This window comes from Paenibacillus sp. 37, assembly GCF_008386395.1.
Taxonomy (GTDB): domain Bacteria; phylum Bacillota; class Bacilli; order Paenibacillales; family Paenibacillaceae; genus Paenibacillus; species Paenibacillus amylolyticus_B.
This window is the reverse complement of the sequence record NZ_CP043761.1, coordinates 4,640,990-4,662,957: the sequence shown is the minus strand read 5'-3', so window position 1 is coordinate 4,662,957 and position 21,968 is coordinate 4,640,990. Positions and strand designations below refer to the sequence as shown.

General features: G+C 45.9%; 18 protein-coding genes. 16 read left to right on the top strand and 2 right to left on the bottom strand.

The window, feature by feature from the left end:
* Positions 1-38 precede the first annotated feature (38 nt).
* The 13 genes from F0220_RS20030 (at position 39) to F0220_RS19970 (ending at position 16,818) form a co-directional block, all read left to right on the top strand.
* On the top strand, positions 39-923 hold the full coding sequence (locus F0220_RS20030) for a carbohydrate ABC transporter permease (protein ID WP_076250991.1): 885 nt from the start codon (positions 39-41) through the stop codon (positions 921-923).
* Positions 923-1,753, top strand: a complete 831-nt coding sequence (locus F0220_RS20025) for a carbohydrate ABC transporter permease (protein ID WP_105599554.1) — start codon at positions 923-925, stop codon at positions 1,751-1,753. Before F0220_RS20030 ends, F0220_RS20025 begins: the two co-directional genes overlap by 1 nt.
* A gap of 32 nt (positions 1,754-1,785) precedes the next feature.
* Positions 1,786-3,621, top strand: coding sequence for a cache domain-containing sensor histidine kinase (locus F0220_RS20020; protein WP_105599553.1), 1,836 nt, complete (start codon positions 1,786-1,788; stop codon positions 3,619-3,621).
* Entirely contained in the window at positions 3,618-5,249 is a 1,632-nt protein-coding gene (locus F0220_RS20015) for a response regulator transcription factor (RefSeq protein ID WP_105599551.1), read from the top strand. The genes F0220_RS20020 and F0220_RS20015 overlap by 4 nt, the downstream gene beginning before the upstream one ends.
* Before the next feature lie 28 nt (positions 5,250-5,277).
* On the top strand, positions 5,278-6,915 hold the full coding sequence (nagZ, locus tag F0220_RS20010; RefSeq protein ID WP_105599550.1) for a beta-N-acetylhexosaminidase: 1,638 nt from the start codon (positions 5,278-5,280) through the stop codon (positions 6,913-6,915).
* Positions 6,916-7,189: 274 nt separating this feature from the next.
* Positions 7,190-9,442, top strand: a complete 2,253-nt coding sequence (locus tag F0220_RS20005; RefSeq protein WP_105599548.1) for a stalk domain-containing protein — start codon at positions 7,190-7,192, stop codon at positions 9,440-9,442.
* Between the two features lie 338 nt (positions 9,443-9,780).
* Positions 9,781-10,245, top strand: coding sequence for a Fur family transcriptional regulator (locus F0220_RS20000; protein WP_074095707.1), 465 nt, complete (start codon positions 9,781-9,783; stop codon positions 10,243-10,245).
* 2 nt (positions 10,246-10,247) lie between these two features.
* Positions 10,248-10,499 carry a membrane protein insertion efficiency factor YidD gene (gene yidD / locus F0220_RS19995; RefSeq protein WP_091018158.1) on the top strand — a complete coding sequence of 84 codons (252 nt, stop codon included), beginning with the start codon at positions 10,248-10,250 and terminating at the stop codon, positions 10,497-10,499.
* Positions 10,500-10,964: 465 nt separating this feature from the next.
* Positions 10,965-13,025, top strand: coding sequence for a methionine--tRNA ligase (gene metG / locus F0220_RS19990; protein WP_149846726.1), 2,061 nt, complete (start codon positions 10,965-10,967; stop codon positions 13,023-13,025).
* A 254-nt stretch (positions 13,026-13,279) separates the two neighbouring features.
* Positions 13,280-14,338, top strand: a complete 1,059-nt coding sequence (locus F0220_RS19985) for a metal ABC transporter substrate-binding protein (protein WP_105599545.1) — start codon at positions 13,280-13,282, stop codon at positions 14,336-14,338.
* Between the two features lie 99 nt (positions 14,339-14,437).
* Entirely contained in the window at positions 14,438-15,196 is a 759-nt protein-coding gene (locus F0220_RS19980) for a metal ABC transporter ATP-binding protein (RefSeq protein ID WP_105599544.1), read from the top strand.
* A gap of 56 nt (positions 15,197-15,252) precedes the next feature.
* Positions 15,253-16,056, top strand: a complete 804-nt coding sequence (locus F0220_RS19975) for a metal ABC transporter permease (RefSeq protein ID WP_017687569.1) — start codon at positions 15,253-15,255, stop codon at positions 16,054-16,056.
* Positions 16,057-16,104: 48 nt separating this feature from the next.
* On the top strand, positions 16,105-16,818 hold the full coding sequence (locus F0220_RS19970) for a cytochrome c biogenesis CcdA family protein (RefSeq protein ID WP_036614418.1): 714 nt from the start codon (positions 16,105-16,107) through the stop codon (positions 16,816-16,818).
* Between the two features lie 151 nt (positions 16,819-16,969).
* On the opposite strand, the gene splB is transcribed toward F0220_RS19970, so the two are convergent.
* Positions 16,970-18,040, bottom strand: coding sequence for a spore photoproduct lyase (splB, locus tag F0220_RS19965; RefSeq protein WP_047843632.1), 1,071 nt, complete (start codon positions 18,038-18,040; stop codon positions 16,970-16,972).
* Between the two features lie 192 nt (positions 18,041-18,232).
* Here splB and mntR point away from each other — a divergent pair, with 192 nt between their 5' ends.
* The 3 genes from mntR to F0220_RS19950 all read left to right on the top strand — a co-directional run bounded on the left by mntR (position 18,233) and on the right by F0220_RS19950 (position 21,572).
* Positions 18,233-18,661, top strand: coding sequence for a transcriptional regulator MntR (gene mntR, locus F0220_RS19960; protein ID WP_036614415.1), 429 nt, complete (start codon positions 18,233-18,235; stop codon positions 18,659-18,661).
* A gap of 209 nt (positions 18,662-18,870) precedes the next feature.
* Positions 18,871-20,481, top strand: coding sequence for a family 10 glycosylhydrolase (locus tag F0220_RS19955; RefSeq protein ID WP_105599542.1), 1,611 nt, complete (start codon positions 18,871-18,873; stop codon positions 20,479-20,481).
* A gap of 89 nt (positions 20,482-20,570) precedes the next feature.
* Entirely contained in the window at positions 20,571-21,572 is a 1,002-nt protein-coding gene (locus F0220_RS19950) for a patatin-like phospholipase family protein (protein WP_105599541.1), read from the top strand.
* A 61-nt stretch (positions 21,573-21,633) separates the two neighbouring features.
* Here F0220_RS19950 and F0220_RS19945 read toward each other — a convergent pair whose 3' ends face one another.
* Positions 21,634-21,966, bottom strand: coding sequence for a hypothetical protein (locus F0220_RS19945; RefSeq protein WP_091018145.1), 333 nt, complete (start codon positions 21,964-21,966; stop codon positions 21,634-21,636).
* Between the last annotated feature and the right edge of the window lie 2 nt (positions 21,967-21,968).

Below are 21,968 nucleotides of genomic sequence, written 5' to 3'. Positions count from 1 at the left end.
GAAACTGCGATCGTTGAAGTGACTGAAGGAGGCTGACCATGAATACTTCACTCCGCAGCCCGTTAATCTATACGCTCTTTGTAATGCCAGCCCTAATCCTGTTTGTAATGTTCTTCTTATACCCTATTGGTAGCTCTTTGTATTACAGTCTGACGAGTTGGAATGGGGTATCGGCTGAGCCACGTTTTGTGGGTTTATCCAACTATGTGAAGGCACTGACCGATGAACGATTTTGGATTTCCACACGGAATAACGGCTTTTTCATCGGATTTTCGGTACTGATTCAGGTACCTCTAATCGTCCTGTTTTCGCTTCTGATTGCCAATGTGAAAAGGCTGAAAGGTCTGTATAAAACAGCTGTTTTTTTACCATCCATCATGTCGACAGCCGTGATCGGTATTTTATGGGGATTCATCTATGAACCGAATATCGGACTGTTAAACAAAATGCTTCATGTGCTGGGCATCGATCCAATCTACTGGTTATCGGATAACCGATTTGCCATGTTGTCCATTTTGGTGACCAATGCCTGGCAGTGGACGGGATTTTACATTGTCATGGTGCTGGCGGCCATACTGGCGATTCCCCGTGATCTGGATGAAGCGGCTGCAATTGATGGGGCAACGGCGGTACAACGTGCAATGCGAATTACGTTGCCGCTGATCCGGCCGATCATTTCGGTGGTGATCATGTTGTCCATCGCAGGTGCCATGAAAGCAGCCGACATCGTGATTGTCATGACCAAAGGTGGGCCCGCTGGGTCCACCGAGGTTCTGGCGACATACATGATCAAATATGCAATTACCAACTTCAAATATGGTTATGGAAATACCATTGCAGTGCTGATCTTTGCTCTGACGCTTGTGCTCACTGCGGTGTATCAACTGCTAGTGGCGAGGCGGAGCGAGAAGGTGGAATATTGATGCCGAAAAGCATAAAAAGTAGTATACCTCATGTGTTGTTAATGTTGTACTTGATCGCGATTTTGTTTCCCTTTTTATTTGTGATTTTCTCGTCCTTTAAGCAGGATAACAATGAAATCGCCCTGAATCCATTCGGTTTGCCTACAACATGGGAGTTTAACAATTATGTGGAGGCCTGGGTGAATGCAAAGATTGGCACGTATTTCTGGAACAGCCTGTACATTTCGATTCTGTCTTCGGCGTGTACAATTGTGCTCGGTGCCATGTTTGCTTTTGCCGTAACCCGGATGAGACACCGAAAGTGGAGTCTTTTTCTGTACAGCCTGATACTGGCGGGCATGCTTATTCCCAACAACGCACTCATGCTGCCGATCTATCTGCTTGTACGCAAAATGGGCATATTGGATACACATCTGGCATTGATTGTGCCCTATGTGGCCAATGCGATCCCTTTTACCATTATTATACTGGCGGCATTTATGCGTTCTCTACCTGGAGAAATTGAAGAAGCGGCGGTCATGGACGGCTTGAGGGCCCCGGGTATCTTTGCTAAAATAGTGATACCTCTTACGGTTCCGGCTATTGTTACCGTTTTTATCGTTAATTTCCTCGGGAACTGGAACGAATTTTTACTCGCCAACTATTTCTTATCCACCGATAAATTGCGTACGCTGCCCGTGGGCATGGTCCAGTTTCGGGATCAATATCAAATGAACTATGCCCAGATGTCGGCGGGTATCGTATACAGCGTTGTACCTGTACTTGTGATCTACGCCATACTCCAGGAGAAAATTATAGAAGGCGTAACTGCAGGTGGTGTCAAAGGTTAATACCATGAACCAGTGAATAGGGAGAACGGGATATGAACTTGCGAATGAAGCTGGCCTTGGCATTTCTGCTGCTGATCATTGTACCGATGTGTGCGCTTGGCATTGGCATGTTTCTGGTCACGTCACATACGATTGAGAAAAAATACAATCAACAGGCCGAATATGCGCTTCAGGCTATCAGCTACAATATTGAGAATGTATTTCAGCAGATTAACAATGTGACCGACAACGGGATAGCCACATCGGTTTTCCAAATGGCATTGAACGCCAAAGATCCGACCAAGCAGGATCTGGGGACCGGTAATCAGTTATCCCTGAATGCCAGCCAGCGCAATTTCCGTTCCCTTCTATATAATTATCCGTTCATCAGTTATGCCTTTTTATATGATTTGCGTTCGTCCGAAAATAATCAAATTGTCTCCATTTTCACCAAAGAAAACTTTCAAGCCCTTCCTTTTCAGCAATTCAAAGTGCATCCCTTATTCAACGAAATTCAGCAACTCAATGGTGTGCCTAAATGGCTCGCACCTCTGGAATATCCCGAATTAACCGGGGTAGAACCTGTCTTCACCCAAATCAGATTGGTCAAAGAACTCAGTTATTTTCAAAATATCGGCGTGCTTGTTGTTCAGATTAAAAAAGGAGAGATTGACCGGATCTTCCGTCACCTGCAAATCAGCGATTCGGCACAGGATACGTCGTTCCTGTTAATTAATGAAGAAGGACTGATCGTTTATGATCCTGCAGGTATATATAACGGTGAGAACATGCAAAACCTTGGTGCTGAATCCGGCAGGTACGGTCCCGGCTTTAGCAGTGTCAGAACGGTCTTTGACGGCAAGGAAAGCATTATTTCGCAATATCATCTGAAGAACTATAACTGGAGTCTCGTCAGTGTGACCTCATGGGAAGCCTTATCTGCGGAAACAAATGCCTTTGCAGGTTGGTCTGTCATCATTATTCTGTCGTGCCTGTTCGCTGCCATGATCTTTAATCTATTTTTCATGAATCGCATTACGGGCAACATTGCTGTACTTGTAAGGTTTATGCGTCGTGTGGACGATGGTGATTTTAATGCGAGGGTGGAAGGAAAAGGTTTTGACGAGATGCAACTGCTTGCACAAGGGTTCAATGAGCTATTGGATCGAATCGGGGGATTATTCCGTCGTGTTCGGGCAGAGCAGGAGCAGAAGGCCCAGGCAGAACTACGTGTACTACAAGCCCAGATCAAACCCCATTTTCTGTTCAATACATTGGAATCGATCAATGGTTTGGCATTGCGTGGTGAGGGGCGCAAAGTAAGCGAGATGGTAACCAGGCTGGGCAATATGCTTCGTATCAGCATTCAGGATCAGGAAGAGATTCCGCTGGGTGAGGAAATAAGACATTTGCAGAGTTATCTGGAGATTCAACAGTACAGGTTCAGTGATTTGTTCACCTATGAGATTGACATTCCACCCCATTTATACAGCTCAATTCTGCTTAAGCTTACCCTCCAGCCTCTGGTGGAAAATAGCATTCAACATGGGTTTGAGGGGATCACCTATCCAGGTGTACTGCGGATAAGCGCATATGCAGAACGGGGTCATCTGGTGTTATGTGTTGAGGATAATGGGATCGGTATTCCCCAGGAAATGCTCGCACGATTTGAGTATATGGCAGAAGATCCACCGGAAGATATGCTCGCGGAAGGGGCGGAATCATTATCGTCCATAACGGAGCGAAGGGGATTGGGATTACGAAGTGTGGCAGATCGAATTCGTATTCAATACGGGGCCGGGTATGGCATATTTATATGTTCAGCACCGGGGTATGGCACAGTTATTCGATGCATCATTCCATTATATGAGCAGGAGGAAGCCGGATGAATCTGACTGCAATGCTGGTTGACGATGAGCTGCCGATTCTGGAGAATCTGAAATATATTTTACCCTGGGAAGAGATGGGGATTGAAATCACAGGTACCGCGAGAAGTGGTGTAGAAGCGCTGGGGAAAGTAACAGAAAGTCATCCAGACATTCTCTTGTGTGATATTCGGATGCCGTCTATGGATGGATTGGAACTTATTCGTTTGCTGCGAGAACAGGGTGAAACGTGTGAAATTATTTTACTGACCGGGTATCAGCAGTTTGAATATGCTCGAACCGCTATCAAGTATAACGTACATGAATACATATGTAAGCCAATTGATTATTTGAATCTGGAACATAAACTGCGAGAGCTTGTCGGACAGATCCAGAAGAGACGTCTGGAAAACGAATCGCAACGTTATCGCAGCCAAGAGATGGAAAGTTGGATCAGACATAAACAGTTGATGGACTTGTTGCGAGGAGAAGCCCAGATGAAGATTTCTGATCCTGTTTCTGTGCCTCAATTCATGCCTCCTTTTGTAGGCTATACGGTGCTGTTGGTGGATGTAGTCGGTTATTTTCGCCATTCCATCGGCTGGTCCGAGGTCCAGCATGTAAGATGGCATGAGGCAATAAGTTCCATGCTTAGGGAAGTTACGGATAGAATCTCTAATGGCTGCCAGGTTCTTTCTACCCGCAAAGGAGAGTGGTGCATCTTGTTAGACGCATCGGGCGAGTGGAAACTTCAGTCAGAGGAGTTGGCACATCAACTATTAATTGAATTGAATGCGATATTGTCCATGGATTCAGGTGTAAAAGCAAGGGTAGTTCAGGATCATGTACTCGTAAAACTGGAACAGCAAATCCTTGAACGGTACCAGCATTGTCAGAGAATTCTAATGACACATTCGGAAAGCGAAGACAAGGTATTGAATTCGGGCTGCGCGGGATCTTCATTATCGTATGATCATGAGGTTTCCAAAAGGGGCGGTACATGGATAACAAGAGACGATCTGGAGCTTATCACACGGTGTATTCGACAATGGAATAAACAAGGATTACAAGATGTAATGAAAGCGCTTAAACAGCGAATGGGGAATGCCGAGCAATCAATAGACAAGATAGATGAAACCCATGTTCGCTATATGCTAGTACACATGCTTCGGGAACTGCGCGAAGTCAATGTCATGGCTGAAAAGGACGAAGTGAATTTCTGGAATGCGCTGCAAGAGGCTGTATCCATGAGAGAACTGATTGAACTTGCAGAGGTCATTATTCATGCCTGTCAAGGTAAACAAACTCAACCGCGTCCCTCGATAGCGGAACTAATCCGATCTGCATGTGATTACATGAACGCCAGACTGCAACAGGACTTGGGAATAGATGAAGTCTCAGATTGGCTCGGAATCAGCCCGGGATACTTCTGCCAGCTATTTAAAACTCAAATGGGTGTTACTTTTGTGGAATACATGACGCAGAAACGGATGGAAAGTGCCGCTTTATTGTTGAGTACAACCGAATGGAGCATTACAGCGATTGGGGAAGCAACAGGTTTCAAGGAGCGCCGTTACTTCTCCAAGGTGTTTCATAAACACTTCCACATGAAACCCTCCGAGTACAGGCAGAGTAAACAATTGGGTTTGTAGTAGCAAGGGAAACGGGAGGAGATGTCAAATGAAACCCTTGAATGATCTGACATTGGAGCAAAAGGTAGGCCAATTGTTGATGTGTGGATTTCACGGTCAGCAAGCAGATGAACAGATTACTCGCTTAATCCGTGACTATCACGTCGGGGGTGTCATTTATTTCCGGCGCAATGTCGAAAGTGTAGATCAATTGACACGGCTGTCCGCCGAACTGCAAGATATGGCTGCTGAAGCGGGGGCCCTACCACTCATGATTTCGGTGGACCAGGAAGGTGGCATGGTTGCACGGATTGACAAAGAGGGAATGACCCAAGTGCCGGGTAATATGGCGCTTGGTGCGACAGGCAATGCGGAATATACCCTGGAGTGTGCCCAAATTCTGGGTCGTGAGTTAAAAAGCATCGGTATTGATATGAACCTTGCGCCAGTGGTCGACGTGAATAACAACCCGCTTAACCCGGTCATTGGTGTGCGTTCGTATGGTGAACATGCTGAAAGTGTGGCTGCTCATGGCGTAGCAGCCATCACCGGATATCAATCACAGGGCATAGCTGCTACTGCCAAACATTTTCCGGGACATGGAGATACCGCCGTAGATTCTCATCTTGGTATGGTTACAGTACCTCATGATCGAAACAGGCTGGAACAGATGGAGTTGTTACCGTTCCGCCGGGCGATTGAGGCCGGAGTTGATGCTATTATGACAGCTCATGTGATGTTCCCTTCGATTGAGCCCGAGCCCATTCCGGCAACGTTGTCGCATAAGGTGTTAACGGGCCTATTACGTGAAGAAATGGGTTTTGAAGGCATTATTATTACAGACTGTCTTGAAATGCATGCGATATCCAAGCCATATGGGGTAGCTGAAGCTGCCGTTCGTGCTGTGGAAGCAGGAGCAGATCTGATTCTGGTGAGTCATACCTTGCAAGATCAGGTTGCTGCGCTGGAAGCCATTGTGAAAGCAGTTCGAACGGGGCGCATTTCGGAAGAGGTTATTCATCAGGCGGTGGAACGCATTATGACATGGAAAAGAGAGCGCTGCGGCCAGCAGAATGATCATCTGGTTTCGCCGAAAGCGAGTGAAACGGTCGAAGCAACCAATGTTGGACCTGTTGATTGCACTGAATCCACTAAACCCACTGAGCCCAACGAATTGACGTTGTTCAAGATTGCTTCAAGCAGTATTACAATCGTTCATAATGATGGGCTGCTGCCGTTGAACCCAGAGAAGGACGTATATGTCATCTGGCCTGAGGTTGTGCAACGGACAGAGGTGGATGAACCATGGTCCCATACAGAATCGTTGGGTATGGCGTTATCGCAGCTGCGAGGCAGAGTTCGTGAGCACAAAATTACTACTCAGCCCACCTATGATGAAGCGGATCGGATATTGGGTGAAGTGTTGGAAAGTGAGCAAGTTATCGTGTGTACGTACACATCTGCAGGTCATCTTCCGAAAGGGCAACAGTATTTGGTTGAAAAGCTGAGTGAGAATCATTCGCTGATTGTCATTGCTCTGCGCAATCCATATGATCTGCTGGAGATTTCGAGGCCGGGAAGTTATGTGTGTACGTATGAGAATACACCTGCAGTTGTTCGGGTACTGTCCCATGTGTTAACCGGTGGACTGCAGCCAACAGGAAGTCTGCCTGTCCGTTTGCGCTAGACCTATCAATCCTTATATCTCTCTGCGATATGGTGCTGATTGACCATCTCCTGGAGAGATTTTTTTGTTGGAATTTTCTATTGGCTAATTTTGGGATATGAAAGCTAAAAAGATAATTGATAGATAACTATTTTCATAGTATTTTCCTTCTATTAAAAGTTTACAATTCTCCTCTTAACTTTTTAGCAACTTTTCCCGGTTCCAAGCGTCTAATAATATGACTTTTTGAGGGGGATATTTATAAAATGGGAGCAGAAGGAGCCAAAGACAAAGAATGAATTTGAAGAAGAAATTGTCCATACTTACCGCTTTTGCTGTGTTTCAGGCGTTTGCAGTGATTCCTGCCAATGCACAATCAGCAGATCAGAGCGATACTACATCAGTGAATACAGCCAAAGTTAAATCCGTGGAGGTTGTGAAGAAAGAACAAACCATCGCGGAATCCGAAGTGAAATCCGGAACAAACACGCCAACATCAAATAATGAAACAACTGAAGAAGTGAACCCTGAGACAGATGTTCCTACAGGAACAGACGCGACTCCTGTTGAGCCGGTAATTGAACCTACGGACGAAGAAGGTACAGCTGAGGAAACACCAGCACCTGCACCAGTAGAAGTGGAGCAACCATCTACAGGCGGTTCATCTGTTGCTGGAGGCGGGGGTGGAGACCTCACTCTTTATATGAACAGTAATAAAATGATGCAAGATGGCAAAACGTATCTTGCTGGACAGCCGATGGCTGTTAAAAATGGTGTATCCTATGTAGCGATCCGTGCTCTCGTTGATCGGGTTGGCTATGATGTCAAATATGATAACACAACTAAAGAAACAATCATTATTAGTGGTGAAGATGAGTTGCGTTTCAAAACAAACAGCAAGATCTATACCGTTAATGGTGTGTCCAGAACGATGAAGGGCGCGGCTTATCAACAAAAAAATACGTTCATGGTGCCGTTGACTTCAATTACACAGGCTCTGGACATTTCGTATAAAGTAAATCAATCTGCCAAAACGGTTGTATTGAATCTGAGTACCAAACCGGTGGCAAGCTTCACGGTACAAAAAGAGGTCTTTGCCGGAGACCAGGTAACCTACACAACCAGATCCAGCTCTCCCAAGGGACTCAGCATTGTAGATGAACGTTGGACAGGCCGTCAGGATTCATTCGACCAACCAGGTGTATACACAGTAACCTATGCGGTCCAGGATTCAAGTGGTCAGTGGAGTGATCCGTATTCGGTTACGATTAAGGTTGAAAGACCGAATCTGCCACCTGTCGCAATGTTTACGACAGATAAAGAAGAATACAAAATGGGTGAGAAAATCACTTATATTGATCAAAGCACAGATGATGAGAATGCAATTGTTAAAACCGAATGGGATAACAATGCACTTGCATTCTTTGTTCCAGGACCGAAGACCGTAACGATTACAGTTACTGATAAACATGGTGCTAGCGATAGCTATACCAAGATGATCAATATTACGGGAGAAACACTTTATAGTGTGACTGACTTCAATCAATTGTTCACACCAGTTGGTGAGAAGTTCACTTTTGACGGTGGTGGAGTACCAGCATTGGAGAAAGTACCTTTCACTTATTATGATGAACCAAGTCTGCTGATCCGCAGTAACAGCCCGGAAACCGTGAATACGGAAGGTATTGTGTACAAGGAATCTTCCTTCGGACAGACACGCTTCATGATTCACCATGTGAACAACACGGGCAAAAACGTAAAAATGTATGTTGTAGCGACAAACAACAATGCATACACGGCGTCGATTGACCAGCAAAACATGGGTTTTGCAGGACCGTCTCCTTTTGCAACGGTAGCTGGAAAGCTGTCCATTGACCGTTGGTTCCAATCCATGCAGAATGGTACCGGACAAAAGAAAGTCTACATCCAGCCAGGAGAAAGCAAGCTGATTCTCAATGATCTGAGCGTTCTTCCGATGAAACAGGGACAAGTCATTTCCTTGTATTCGGATGTATTCAGTGATTATGAATTGGACTACAACATTATCATGATTGAAGAAAACAAGGACCCGATGGAAGTGTTGTCGAGCCTGCCGGTTCTGGATCGTGATGGAGTTCACAACCGTGGTACCTATCCAAATGCAACACGGATCATTACGTACGATCAAGAAGTAGGGTCGAAACCTGCACGTCTTCCACTTGGAGACAATGCAAGTGATCCAAACCTTGTGGGAACGGACCCTATGGCTTACACGGAAGCGTCCAACGCAGGTAACTTCGGTGTATTGTACAAAATTACATTGAATAATGTTGCTCCACGCACGTTGATTTCATTTAACCCTCGTGGAGGCAGATATTCAGGTGTGGCACTCGTGAATGGACAGGTCGTTCAGATTTCCACAGGTAAATCTGTAACTGCACCTAATGAGCAAAGCGTTATGTATCGCACAGGTTCGTACGGCGAGAGTGTAACCATTCTCTTCTCGGCGGCACCAGGAAGTAACTTGCCTGTTAACCTGCTGTTCACGCCGCTTCCGGCTGAAAAGTAATAACATGAACATGCACGGACGGTTTGGAGTGAAAGCTTATATCATATATACCCGTTCACCCTAAAAGTCGCCCGAACGATTGATCATCTGAACCGTCAGGAAGGGACTCCATCAAAATGTAATGTCATTAGTTCAAGCTAGACTAATGGCAATGCATGTGCATGGAGTCCTTTTTATGTGATGTTGGAATGACCTAACCCGGTGTCTTCGTTGACTCTAATCGTAATTTGATGCATTATTAGAGGTATACAAGAAAGCAAAAGTTTTCGCTTTTGCCGAATAAACTGTCGCTCTATGAATGATGCAAAATGCTCGTATGACAGGAGGTGCTTTAGATCATGCTGTCGACAGAACAGATTATTTCGACCATGTCCTCACAGGGGCTTCGCATTACCGATCAGCGGAAAACACTGGCCCGGTTATTTGCCGAGTCTCCAGGGTATCTTACACCCAAGGACGTCTATGAATATATGGGTAAGACTTACAGCGGACTGAGTTTTGACACAGTATATCGTAATTTACGGGTGATGCAGGAACTGGGTGTACTGGAACAGGTCATCTTCGAAGATGGCGTTAAATTCAAAGCTCACTGTAGTGAAGATCATCATCACCATCATATGATCTGTCTGAAGTGTCAGAAGACATATCCTATTATATTTTGCCCGATGCAGCTTGCGGATGCGCCTGAGCAATTTCAGGTTGTAGACCACAAGTTCGAGGTGTTTGGATATTGCAAGGACTGTGCTGAGCATGCTCCGGCCAAAGCGGCATCGGGACATCAACACGCTCATGGGAAGCACTGACCATGAAGTTATCGCGCAGAATTGCTCAGGCACCCATTCGGGTGTACCGCAACTATATCTCTCCATTAACACCGCCAACATGTCGGTTCTATCCGAGCTGTTCGGCTTACGCCATGGAGGCGATTGAAGTGCACGGTGCGCTCAAAGGTTCGTTGTTAACAGCGAAACGTATTGCCAAATGTCACCCGTTTCATCCAGGCGGTGTAGATCTGGTGCCACCAAAGGCGGAGAAGTCTACTCTGGTATCAGAGTAACGTTATAGCCTGAAGTATTCGGGTGGCCTGGAAACAGGCCAGGATTGAACTTGAGGATGCTGTCCACTTGACAAAAGGGTCCGCATTTCAGTATATTTTTCCTATATATGCGAGTTCAAAAAGTCTGGTTTTACTTTTTGAACAACTTCTATATGATTTCCAGTGAAGGGATAAGTACAGACACACCCCCAGTGCAGAGAGCCGGATGAGCTGAGAACCGGTCTGGGAGGAGGATGGAATATGGTCCCGGAGGAACCTCTTTCGAGCGTGCAGACAGTGAATTCAGAGCTGCTGTCGTAAGGCTGAGGCGTGATCCAGCGTTAATGGGCGGTCGAAGGACCGACAGAGCCTGTGTTTTGCGAAAAACATGGGGAATTTGGGTGGTAACACGTGAGAGCAACTCTCGTCCCATAGGGGCGGGAGTTTTTTGTGTTCTTTTTTAGTTGTTTTGGACGAAGGGATCACATGAAGCAGGAACATTCGAAGGAGGAGAAGTCATTCATGGCTGACCAAAAAACATTTTATCTGACAACCCCGATTTATTATCCGAGTGACAAATTGCATATTGGGCATGCGTATACAACTGTGGCGGGAGATGCGATGGTTCGTTACAAGCGTCTACGCGGTTATGATGCTCATTATCTGACAGGAACCGATGAACATGGCCAGAAGATTGAGCGCAAGGCACAGGAGAAAGGACAGACTCCGCAAGCTTTTATCGATGATATCGTTGTGGGGATCAAAGAACTGTGGAACAAGCTGGACATTTCCAATGACGACTTTATCCGTACAACCGAAGAGCGTCACAAAACCGTCGTTCAGGATATCTTTGACCGTTTGCTGAAACAGGGAGATATCTACAAAGGTGAGTATGAAGGCTGGTACAGCATTCCGGATGAGACGTATTACACGGAGACTCAACTGGTGGATGTAGAGAAGAATGAGAAGGGCGAGATTATCTCAGCCAAGAGCCCGGATAGCGGACACCCCGTTGAATTGGTCAAAGAAGAATCCTACTTCTTCCGTATGAGCAAATATGCAGATCGTTTGTTGAAATATTATGAAGAGAACCCGGGCTTTATTCAGCCGGAATCTCGTAAGAACGAGATGATCAACAACTTCATCAAGCCGGGTCTTGAAGATTTGGCTGTATCACGTACTACATTTGAATGGGGCGTCAAAGTTAAAGGCGATCCAAAACACGTGGTCTACGTGTGGATTGATGCATTGTCCAACTATATTACAGCTCTGGGCTACGGTTCATCCGATGCATCTCTGTATAACAAGTTCTGGCCTGCGGATGTACATCTGGTAGGTAAAGAAATTGTTCGTTTCCATACAATCTACTGGCCAATTATGTTGATGGCATTGGATCTGCCCTTGCCGAAGAAAGTGTTTGCACATGGCTGGTTGTTGATGAAGGATGGCAAGATGTCCAAATCCAAAGGCAATGTTGTTGATCCAGTTACTCTGATTGACCGTTACGGTCTCGATGCACTGCGTTATTACCTGCTGCGTGAAGTACCGTTTGGTTCGGATGGTACATTTACACCAGAGAGCTTTGTAGAGCGTGTCAACTCCGACCTCGCAAACGATCTGGGTAATCTGTTGAACCGTACCGTTGCCATGGTAGACAAATATTTTGAAGGCAAAGCCCCTGCGTTTGCTTCGAATGTAACGGAATTTGATGCTTCTCTGGAAGAAGCAGGCCATGCTACGGTGGAAAAAGTGGAACAGGCGATGGAAAACCTGCAGTTTTCCGTAGCACTGACAGCGATCAGCCAGTTTGTCAGTCGCACCAACAAATATATTGATGAGACGCAGCCATGGGCACTGGCTCGTGATGAGGCAAAACGCGATGAATTGGCATCCGTTATGGCTCACCTGATCGAAAGCTTGCGAATTGCTTCCATTCTGTTGCAACCGTTCCTGACACGTGCTCCTCATAAAATCTGGGCACAGCTAGGCATTCGGGAAGGTGAACTTACGGCTTGGGATACAGCCAAGCAATGGGGTCTGGTTCCAACTGGAAACGTATTGCAAAAAGGTGATCCAATCTTCCCTCGTTTGGATTCCGAACAGGAAATTGCTTATATCTCCGAAGCAATGACTGGTGGCCAAAAAGCAGCAGAGCCTGAAGCAAGTCAAGCAGGTGCTGGAGCTTCAGCAGCTGTTGAACCGGTAACCGCACCAGAAGGTACGGAAGAGATCGGGATTGACGATTTTGCCAAAGTTGAACTGCGTGTAGCGCAAGTCATTGCCTGCGAACCTGTCAAAAAAGCGGATAAGTTGCTGAAATTGCAGCTCGATCTGGGTTATGAGCAGCGCCAGGTCGTCTCTGGCATCGCGAAGTTCTATTCGCCAGAAGAGATGGTTGGACGCAAAGTCATCTGTGTGACTAACCTGAAACCGGTGAAACTTCGTGGTGAACTGTCTCAGGGTATGATCCTTGCAGCATCACATGGCGACCAGCTCACACTGGCTACAGTACCAGACAACATGCCTAATGGCGCACAAGTAAAATAAAAAGAATCAATTTCATAATACCTTTAAATTGATTCAAATTCTGTCGTAACTATGACTCAAGGTGGCCCGATGTAATTCGGGTCCCTTTTTTATTGATATAATTCGTATCTGACGGGAAGAGAACAAGCATATACTGTTATGAACTCCGTACTTCAGGAAAGAATGAATAGGACGAGATGGCTTGACAAGTAGGTTCAGGTTACCTATAATTCTTTCAGTAATGTTTACGATTAAGAGATGCGGAGTGAATCATAATGACATTTTATAAAGTGCAACATCAAGTTCAGGATAACCGGACAGGAAAGACGAGCAAAAGAGGTAACATGAAGTTACTGTGGACGGGTTTCCTTATTCTCACTTTGCTGGTATTGTCAGCGTGTGGGCAGGATAGTTCCAATAGTGCGAAGATTGTGGAAGGCAAGGTAAACGTTGTGACGACATTTTATCCTGTATATGCTTTTACGACGGCAATCGGTGGTGAGGATGCCAATGTCATTAACCTGCTGCCAACGGGAGTAGAGCCACATGACTGGACTCCGAAGAGTCAGGATATTGTTAATACGTCCAAGGCACAGCTGTTTTTCTATAATGGAGCTGGACTGGAAGGATGGGTGCCGAATTTCCTGAAGTCGCTGAATAGTGATACTAAGGTGAAGTCTGTTGCCGTCAGCGAAGGGGTTAAGCTGTTAACCGCTGAGGGTGATGATGGGCACGGTCACGGTGAAGAGCACGAAGACGAGCATGCGGATGAACATACAGATGAGGCTACCAGTGAAGATGTCGCTGATCATCATATTGATCCACATACGTGGGTTAGTCCGAAATCGGCCATGATCATGGCTGAAAACATCAAAAATAGTCTGGTCGAAACAGATCCTGATCACAAAGCAGGTTACGAACAACGTTATGAAGAGCTTCGTACGAAGCTTGAGACGCTGGATCAACGTTTTACAGATGAATTGGCTAACGTACCAAACAACGAAATTGTTGTCTCGCACCAAGCGTTTGGCTACCTTGCACGTGATTATGGATTAACCCAGCATGCCATTATGGGACTTTCCCCGGATGCTGAACCGACAGGACAGGATATTGTGAAGCTTGCGAAACTGGTTAAAGATGAAGGCATCAAATACATTTTCTTTGAAGAGCTGGTATCTGACAAATTGGCGAAAACACTGGCAAGTGAAGCAGGCGTGGAGACCATGGTCCTTAATCCGGTTGAGGGATTGACCAAGGAGCAGGCAACAAACGGGGATGATTATTTCACCCTCATGGAGAAAAATTTGCAAAATCTGCTGATCGCATTAAAATAAGATAGAATGAAGGATTCAGGTCGAAGAGTCTTTACCGTTCGCGGTGAAGGCTCTTAGGACGCTATGGGATTCTTATATATAAAGAAGGGCGGCTTTGCCATGCAGCAAATCATGCCACTATGTCATGATCCAATTATAGAGATCGAGAAACTATCATTTTCCTACGGGGACCAGCGAGTGATTGAGAATCTCGATTTTATGGCCCAGGAACGGGACTTTGTCGGGATTATAGGTTCCAATGGGGCGGGTAAAACGACATTGCTGCGCATGCTGGTAGGACTTCTTCCTCCTGCGCAGGGAGATATCAAACTATTCGGACAGTCGATCCGCAGGTTCAAGGACTGGGAACGAATCGGGTATGTACCTCAAAAGAATGCATTTAACCCGTTATTCCCTGCGACCGTTCGTGAAGTGGTCATGTCCGGTTTGTACAATAACAAAAACATGTTCCGTCGTATGTCTCGCAAATGTCAGCAACAGTGCACGGATGCGATGCAGGTTATGCGCATTGAAGATCTGGCGAACAAAAGAATTGGCCAATTGTCCGGCGGACAGCAGCAGCGTGTATTTCTTGCACGAGCGCTTATCAATCACCCGGATCTGTTGATTCTGGATGAACCCACAGTAGGTATTGATGCTGAATCACAGGCCAGTTTCTTTGAACTGATTACCCATATGCATGAACATCACCGGATGACTTTTCTGATGGTGTCACATGATATGGATCGGATGGAGAGTTATCTGGGTTCTGAAGCTGCCGTAACGAATGGCAAAATTAATTTTCATGTCCGTCATTCGCATGAGGTACAGGATTGTGCAGAGACCAATCTGCAACATACTACTGCACAGGTACGCTAGCCGTATGTATGGCCCATTAGATTAGAGTAAGTAAGGCCGAAGGAGTCGTGTTTGTTTTGGAAATATTAATGAGTGATTTTTTTCAGCGTGCGCTGGCGGGTGGGTTGTTAATCGGCATTACCGCTCCGTTAATCGGACTGTTCCTGGTCTTGCGGCGGTTATCCATGATCGGGGACACCTTGTCTCATGTGACCATTGCCGGGGTTGCACTTGGATTCCTGATCGAAGTGTATCCCATTGCGGTGGGCTTGATATTTGCCGTACTTGCTTCATTTGCGATAGAGAAGTTGCGCAAAGCGTACAAGAGTTACGCCGAATTATCGATCGCCATTATCATGTCCGGTGGCGTGGCTCTTGCTTCCTTGTTCTTTACGCTGGGCAAAGGATATAATGCAGATGTCATGAGTTATTTGTTCGGCAGTATATATACATTAGACGCTACGGATCTGAAGCTTGTAGGTGTGGTTACGCTGATCGTGGTGATTGTAGTGGCATTGTTACATAAGGAATTTTTCCTGCTCAGCTTTGAGGAAGATGCGGCAGCGGTTACAGGGTTGCCTGTGAGAATTCTGAACATGTTAATCACTGTGATGACAGCACTTGTCATAAGCACGGCGATCAAGATTGTTGGTGCGCTTCTGGTGTCAGCGCTATTGACCATTCCGGTAGCGGTCAGCCTGTTGATGGCTCGAAGTTTTAAATCTGCTATTATTTTGTCCGTGGTGATCGGCGAAATTGCCGTAGTCCTTGGACTGGTTGTAGCAGGTATCTGGAACCTCGCACCTGGAGCAACGATTGTATTACTGCTGATCATGATGCTGATTCTGACGATGATTGGAAAAAAAGGGTTCCGAGCCTGACGACTGAACGAGCAAGCACGTGAGCCCGGGGAAGGGAGACACCGCTTCATGCCTGATGTTAATGTATGGATGGCTTTTGTAGCAGGTTTGGTCTCATTTATATCACCATGTTGTCTTCCGCTGTATCCATCATACCTCTCCTACATTACAGGGATGACGGTGCAACAATTGAAGGATGACCGCAATCAGCGCGAAGTCCGCTTTAAGACCATGACGCATACGCTGGCGTTTATTTTAGGCTTCTCGGCTGTATTTTATTCGCTTGGCCTTGGTGCTGGACTGTTTGGCCAATTTTTCAATGATAACCGAGAACTGATTCGGCAATTGTCTGCGATTTTGATTATGCTTATGGGGTTATTTTTGCTTGGTGTGTTCAAGCCGCAGTTTCTGATGAAGGAACGCAAGCTGGATATGAAATGGAAACCAGCAGGCTATCTGGGCTCTTTTATATTTGGTATCGGTTTCTCAGCAGGTTGGTCGCCTTGTATTGGCCCTATTCTAACAGCGATCATTGCAATGGCTGCAAGTGAGCCCACAACCTGGTTGGCGTTGATTACAGGTTATACGGCAGGGTTTGCCATCCCATTCTTCATTTTGGCCTTTTTCATTGGATCGACACGCTGGATTTTACGGTATTCCAATGTCATGATGAAAGTCGGGGGAGCATTAATGTTGTTCCTTGGGGTATTGCTTTTTACAGATCAGATGACCAAGATTACGATCTGGTTGCAGCAGATTACACCAGACTGGATGATTATTTAAACGGATGAACTGAATTTGAATTTAAAAATGCATGACAAAGCAGGCTACATGTTAACCAGAGTCACTCTGGGTCATGTAACCTGCTTTTTAATCGTTTGTTATAAATGCCTGCCTATACGAGCATATCATTACGGGCAGTCGCGTTTTTCGTTTAGGTGAAGTAATCAATACTGGCTAGTGGGAAATGTTCAAAGATCCGTTCCGTAATGAATTCGCGCAGCGCATCTTGCTGGTCATCTTTATACACATACTTGTACTGGCCCCAGCGGCCCCATTTCATTTTACGTTTCTCGATATCCATCTCCAGCTTGGTTTTAGGATAACGTTTCTCAATGGTTGCTTTGGCCGTTTTGGTAAAACGGTGCTGGATCATCTCAAAGGTAAGATCCTTGGTTGCTTCCTCTGGAAGCGTATCTGCCAGCTTCTGCAACAGATCCGAGTATCCTTCTTCCCAGCCTTCATACCACATAATAGGAGCGATAATGAATCCCAGGGGATAACCGGCGTGTGCAATTTTGCCAGCAGCTTCAATGCGTTCCTCAAATCTGGAGGTAGCCGGTTCAAAGTTTTTGATAACATAATCCGAATTGACACTAAACCGGATACGAGTATGGCCGTTATGCTTAATGTTCAGCAATGGATCAACGTGATGATATTTGGTTACGAATCGCAAACGCCCATATTCTTCTTCCGCCATAAAACGGATCAAGTCACTTAAATTTTCCGTGATATGTTCGAGTCCTACGGGATCAGATGTACAGGCGGCTTCAAATCGTGTGATTTCAGGCGCGCGTTCTTCGATGTATCCTTTGGCTGCCTGAATGATCTCCTCGGTATTAACATAGACACGGACATAAGGTTTCGCACCAAGTGTCGTTTGAAGATAACAATAATGGCAGTGCCCCATACAGCCGGTAGAGATGGGAATGGCATATTCCGCTGAAGGTTTCGACTGGTCAAACTTGAGTGTTTTGCGCACACCAACGACCAGAGTACGCTTCGCCATCCGATACTTTTCTTGTTCGGTTTCACCGGGCAGGTTTGTGATTCGGTTATGGGATGTGGTCATTTGATAAGGGATGTTTTTGGATGTGACCCATTCCATAATCCGTTTACCTTTATCATATTCCAGCGCACCGGGTTCAAAATACACCAAATCGGGAATAAAGGGTTTAGTACCTTTTGCTTTACGAACTGGCGGAGAGGCTACACTTGTACTCACGAAATCACTCCTTTCGTTGCGGAACTTTGCTTAGTTTGCCTCGTTTGGGGAGAAGTCACGCCTGCCAATTACTTGTGTAACAGCGCGCTCTGAACTGTGCAGGACTTGCCAATGCGTATTGATAACATGTATCATTATAAGATAGGGACCAGGCACGAATAGGGGCCGGTCAGAGAGAAAAGAGGGAAGCAGATGCCAACGCCCAGTATGGAAGATTATTTGGAGCGTATATACAAATTAATTGATGAAAAGGGCTATGCTCGTGTGTCTGATATAGCTGAAGGACTGGAAGTACATCCTTCATCGGTGACGAAGATGATCCAAAAGCTGGACAAAGACGAGTACCTGATCTACGAAAAGTACCGCGGACTGGTGCTTACGCCAAAAGGTAAAAAGATGGGCAAACGTTTGATGGAGCGCCATCATCTGCTTGAACAATTTTTGACAACGATTGGTGTTCAGGAACAAAATATCTACAATGATGTTGAAGGCATTGAACATCATCTGAGCTGGGACTCCATTACATGCATTGAGTCCTTGGTTGAATACTTCCGTCAGGATGAGAGCCGGTTGCGTGACCTCAAAAACCTTCAGGATGTCATGAGTAATACGGAGTCTTAAGTTTCAGCAGTGGAATACACATGGTGATATATAATGAATTGTATCCTGTGATCAAAGGATGCTTCTTGCCGTTTCAATGGCAGGAAGCATTTTTTTGTGTGCAATCACACCATAATTTGGTGATTATCGCAACTAAACGAACGGTAGGAGCGTCTATTAAACTAGTAGAATTTACCGCAAATTTATAATGATTTTGGAGGACTGCACTAATGAACGTTCGTAAAGGATTGATGCTGCTGCTCATTTTTGTACTTGGATTACAGACAGCAGGCATGACGGCACAAGCGGCCGGGCAGAAGGAAATCGCTATTTTTCTAGACGGCAACCGTTTGGAATCGGATGTATCACCCTACATCCTGCCCAAAGTAAATGTAACGATGGTACCTCTGCGTGTTATTAGCGAAGGACTGGGTGCGTCTGTTCTATGGTCTCAAGCTACTCGTACCGTGACCATTCAGAAATTTGATTCGGTCATCTCTATGACGAGCGGGCGCCAGCAGGCAACCGTGGATAACGCTGTAGTTGGTCTGGATGCATCGGTCGAATTGAAACAAGGTCGGGTCATGGTACCCATTCGATTTGTCAGTGAGAACCTGGGCATTCGAGTGAACTGGAATCAAGCAGCCCAGACCATTGATCTGTACACAGGAGACGAATCAGTCCCAACTCCTGAACCAACCCCGGTAACCCCAGCGGAGCCTGGAGGCACGGGTACTGTACCAGCTTCTGAAGAGATGCGGGGAGCCTGGATTTCCACTGTGAATGGAGACTGGCCTTCATCCGGTGCCAAGGGAAATGTAGAGAAGCAAAAACAGGAGTATACGAAACAGCTAGATACGTTGCAAGGTATGGGCATTAATGCTGTATTTGTCCAAGTGAGAGCCAATGGGGATGCCATCTATCCTTCAGGTTTGGTACCTTGGAACAGCGTATTGACAGGAACACAAGGTAAAGATCCAGGTTATGATCCCCTCGCGTTTATGGTCGAGGAAGCACATAAACGAGGTTTGGAGTTCCACGCCTGGTTTAATCCGTTTAGAGCAACGAACTCAGCAAGTACATCAAACTTGGCTGCAAACCACATCTCGAAGCTTCATCCCGACTGGATTGTGAATGCATCCGGCAAAATGTACATTAACCCGGGTATCCCGGAAGCCAGACAGCATATTATCGATACGATCATGGAAGTGGTCAATCAGTATGATATTGATGGTGTACATCTGGATGATTATTTCTATCCATCCAATGTGACTTTTAATGATGATGCAGCCTTCAAAACCTATAACACATTGAATACCAAAGACCGTGCTGAATGGCGTCGGGACAATATTAATCAGTTCGTCAAGCAGCTCGGACAGAGCATTCACAGGGTGAAAGGTAACGTTGAATATGGAATTAGTCCATTTGGTGTATGGCGTAATAAATCCGTTGATCTGACTGGCTCTGATACCAAAGCGGGAGTAACCGCGTATGACAGCATGAATGCAGATGTGCGGACATGGATTAACCAGGAGTGGATCGACTATGTCGCTCCGCAGGTATATTGGAGTATGACACTGAGTGTAGCCCGATACGACAAAGTTGTGGACTGGTGGGCGAATGAAGTGGCTAATACAAATGTAAAATTGTATATCGGTCACTCTCCTTATAAGTTAGGTACGCCGGAAATTGGCTGGCAGACTTCACAGGAGATCATCGATCAGCTGAACTACAACAAAAAGTATGGTTCGGTCAAAGGGGATATTTTCTTTAGTTCACAGCACCTGACGAAGAATCCTCTCGGCGTAATTGCCAAATTAAAAGCGTACTATGGTCTCTAGAACATTTTAACGATACAGTTATAAGACAAACCCTTGTTCTCATAGAGTGGCAGTAGAAACGTGGCTGCCTGGAGAACGGGGGTTTTGTTGTGTTAATTAACGCGGTGTTTGAAGGTGGAGGCGTCAAAGGAATCTCGCTTGCGGGTGCTGTGCAGGGTGCTCAAGATTGTGGCATTCAGTTCAATCGGGTGGCTGGCACATCATCCGGCTCCATTGTAGCTGCTCTGCTAGCGGCGGGTTACCGGGCCGAAGAGATGAAAGTCATTATCGAGAATACACCCTTTGTTTCATTGCTGCGTCGTTCCCCCATATTTAATACCCGATGGATTGGCCCCGCAGCGAGGCTGTTCTTGAAGAAAGGTTTGTATTCGGGGGAGGCATTGGAATCATGGATTCGCAAGATGCTGGAGCAAAAAGGGATTCGCACATTCGCTGACTTGCCACTAGGCAAGTTGCTTATTACCGCATCCGATATATCCAATGGGACCATTCTGGTGTTGCCAGACGATATTCGGCGGTTCGGCATTGACCCTGCGAAGCTGGATGTTGCAAAGGCGGTACGTATGAGTTGCAGTATCCCATATTTTTTCGATCCGGTAGTCATACGCAAGTCGCCGATATTTTCCAAAGGTCTTCCTTTTCAAGATCAGTTCGTTTATGTCGTGGATGGTGGATTGCTTAGCAATTTCCCGTTGTGGCTCTTCGATGGTGATCGCTCGGAACGAGGAGGAGACGTTATTCCGGTTGTCGGATTCAAAATGGTAGGGAAGACGGAAGTAGAACCTGCCCGGATTAAAGGACCGCTAAGCATGCTTCAGGCCCTTGTAGAGACGATGCTCACAGCACATGATGAACGCTATATCGAACAGATTAACCGGTTTCGGACAGTGAAGATACCAACGCTAGGCATTAAACCGACGCAATTTCATTTATCGTTACAGGACAGCACAGCCTTATATCGATCAGGCGCAACAGCAGGGAACGAATTTTTCAACGGATGGAATATGAAAATGTATGATGAACAGCTGGACAAACAAAGAAAAGAATTGCGCAAGAAACAAGCAGAAGCTCCACCTCTGATTCCTGTATAAACGTGAAAAAAGCAATTCTCCGCATGTTGGGAGAACTGCTTTTTTGTATGTTCAGTCGATATTAGTGAAATTTCGGTATATCTTCATCGCTTTTCCCTTTTTGTCCCTGAATCACTTGGAAAGGATAATCCTTGCGTTTCTTTGAAGAGCCGCTGCTCTTTCTGGCACTGGACTGTGCATTAACTTTCGCCATGGTTCGTGCCGATGGTTTAATCTTCGGTGTTTTGGCTTTGCTTGCCCAGCGACGAGGCGGATATTTGTACAGCAGGAATACAGCTCCGAACACGACCAGAGGAATAATGATCCTGGATGGACTAGCGTTCCCCAGCCAAGTCAAGACTCCAACAGCAGCTAGTGCGATGAACGTCCAAAATAAGATTGCCTGCTTGTTCATAT

What these genes read in the sequence shown, in the direction of transcription:
- F0220_RS20030 (WP_076250991.1), top strand. Translation starts at nt 39, where the DNA reads ATGAATACTTCACTCCGCAGCCCGTTAATCTATACGCTCTTTGTAATG.
- F0220_RS20025 (WP_105599554.1), top strand. Translation starts at nt 923, where the DNA reads ATGCCGAAAAGCATAAAAAGTAGTATACCTCATGTGTTGTTAATGTTG.
- F0220_RS20020 (WP_105599553.1), top strand. Translation starts at nt 1,786, where the DNA reads ATGAACTTGCGAATGAAGCTGGCCTTGGCATTTCTGCTGCTGATCATT.
- F0220_RS20015 (WP_105599551.1), top strand. Translation starts at nt 3,618, where the DNA reads ATGAATCTGACTGCAATGCTGGTTGACGATGAGCTGCCGATTCTGGAG.
- nagZ (WP_105599550.1), top strand. Translation starts at nt 5,278, where the DNA reads ATGAAACCCTTGAATGATCTGACATTGGAGCAAAAGGTAGGCCAATTG.
- F0220_RS20005 (WP_105599548.1), top strand. Translation starts at nt 7,190, where the DNA reads ATGAATTTGAAGAAGAAATTGTCCATACTTACCGCTTTTGCTGTGTTT.
- F0220_RS20000 (WP_074095707.1), top strand. Translation starts at nt 9,781, where the DNA reads ATGCTGTCGACAGAACAGATTATTTCGACCATGTCCTCACAGGGGCTT.
- yidD (WP_091018158.1), top strand. Translation starts at nt 10,248, where the DNA reads ATGAAGTTATCGCGCAGAATTGCTCAGGCACCCATTCGGGTGTACCGC.
- metG (WP_149846726.1), top strand. Translation starts at nt 10,965, where the DNA reads ATGAAGCAGGAACATTCGAAGGAGGAGAAGTCATTCATGGCTGACCAA.
- F0220_RS19985 (WP_105599545.1), top strand. Translation starts at nt 13,280, where the DNA reads ATGACATTTTATAAAGTGCAACATCAAGTTCAGGATAACCGGACAGGA.
- F0220_RS19980 (WP_105599544.1), top strand. Translation starts at nt 14,438, where the DNA reads ATGCAGCAAATCATGCCACTATGTCATGATCCAATTATAGAGATCGAG.
- F0220_RS19970 (WP_036614418.1), top strand. Translation starts at nt 16,105, where the DNA reads ATGCCTGATGTTAATGTATGGATGGCTTTTGTAGCAGGTTTGGTCTCA.
- mntR (WP_036614415.1), top strand. Translation starts at nt 18,233, where the DNA reads ATGCCAACGCCCAGTATGGAAGATTATTTGGAGCGTATATACAAATTA.
- F0220_RS19955 (WP_105599542.1), top strand. Translation starts at nt 18,871, where the DNA reads ATGAACGTTCGTAAAGGATTGATGCTGCTGCTCATTTTTGTACTTGGA.
- F0220_RS19945 (WP_091018145.1), bottom strand. Translation starts at nt 21,966, where the DNA reads ATGAACAAGCAGGCAATCTTATTTTGGACGTTCATCGCACTAGCTGCT.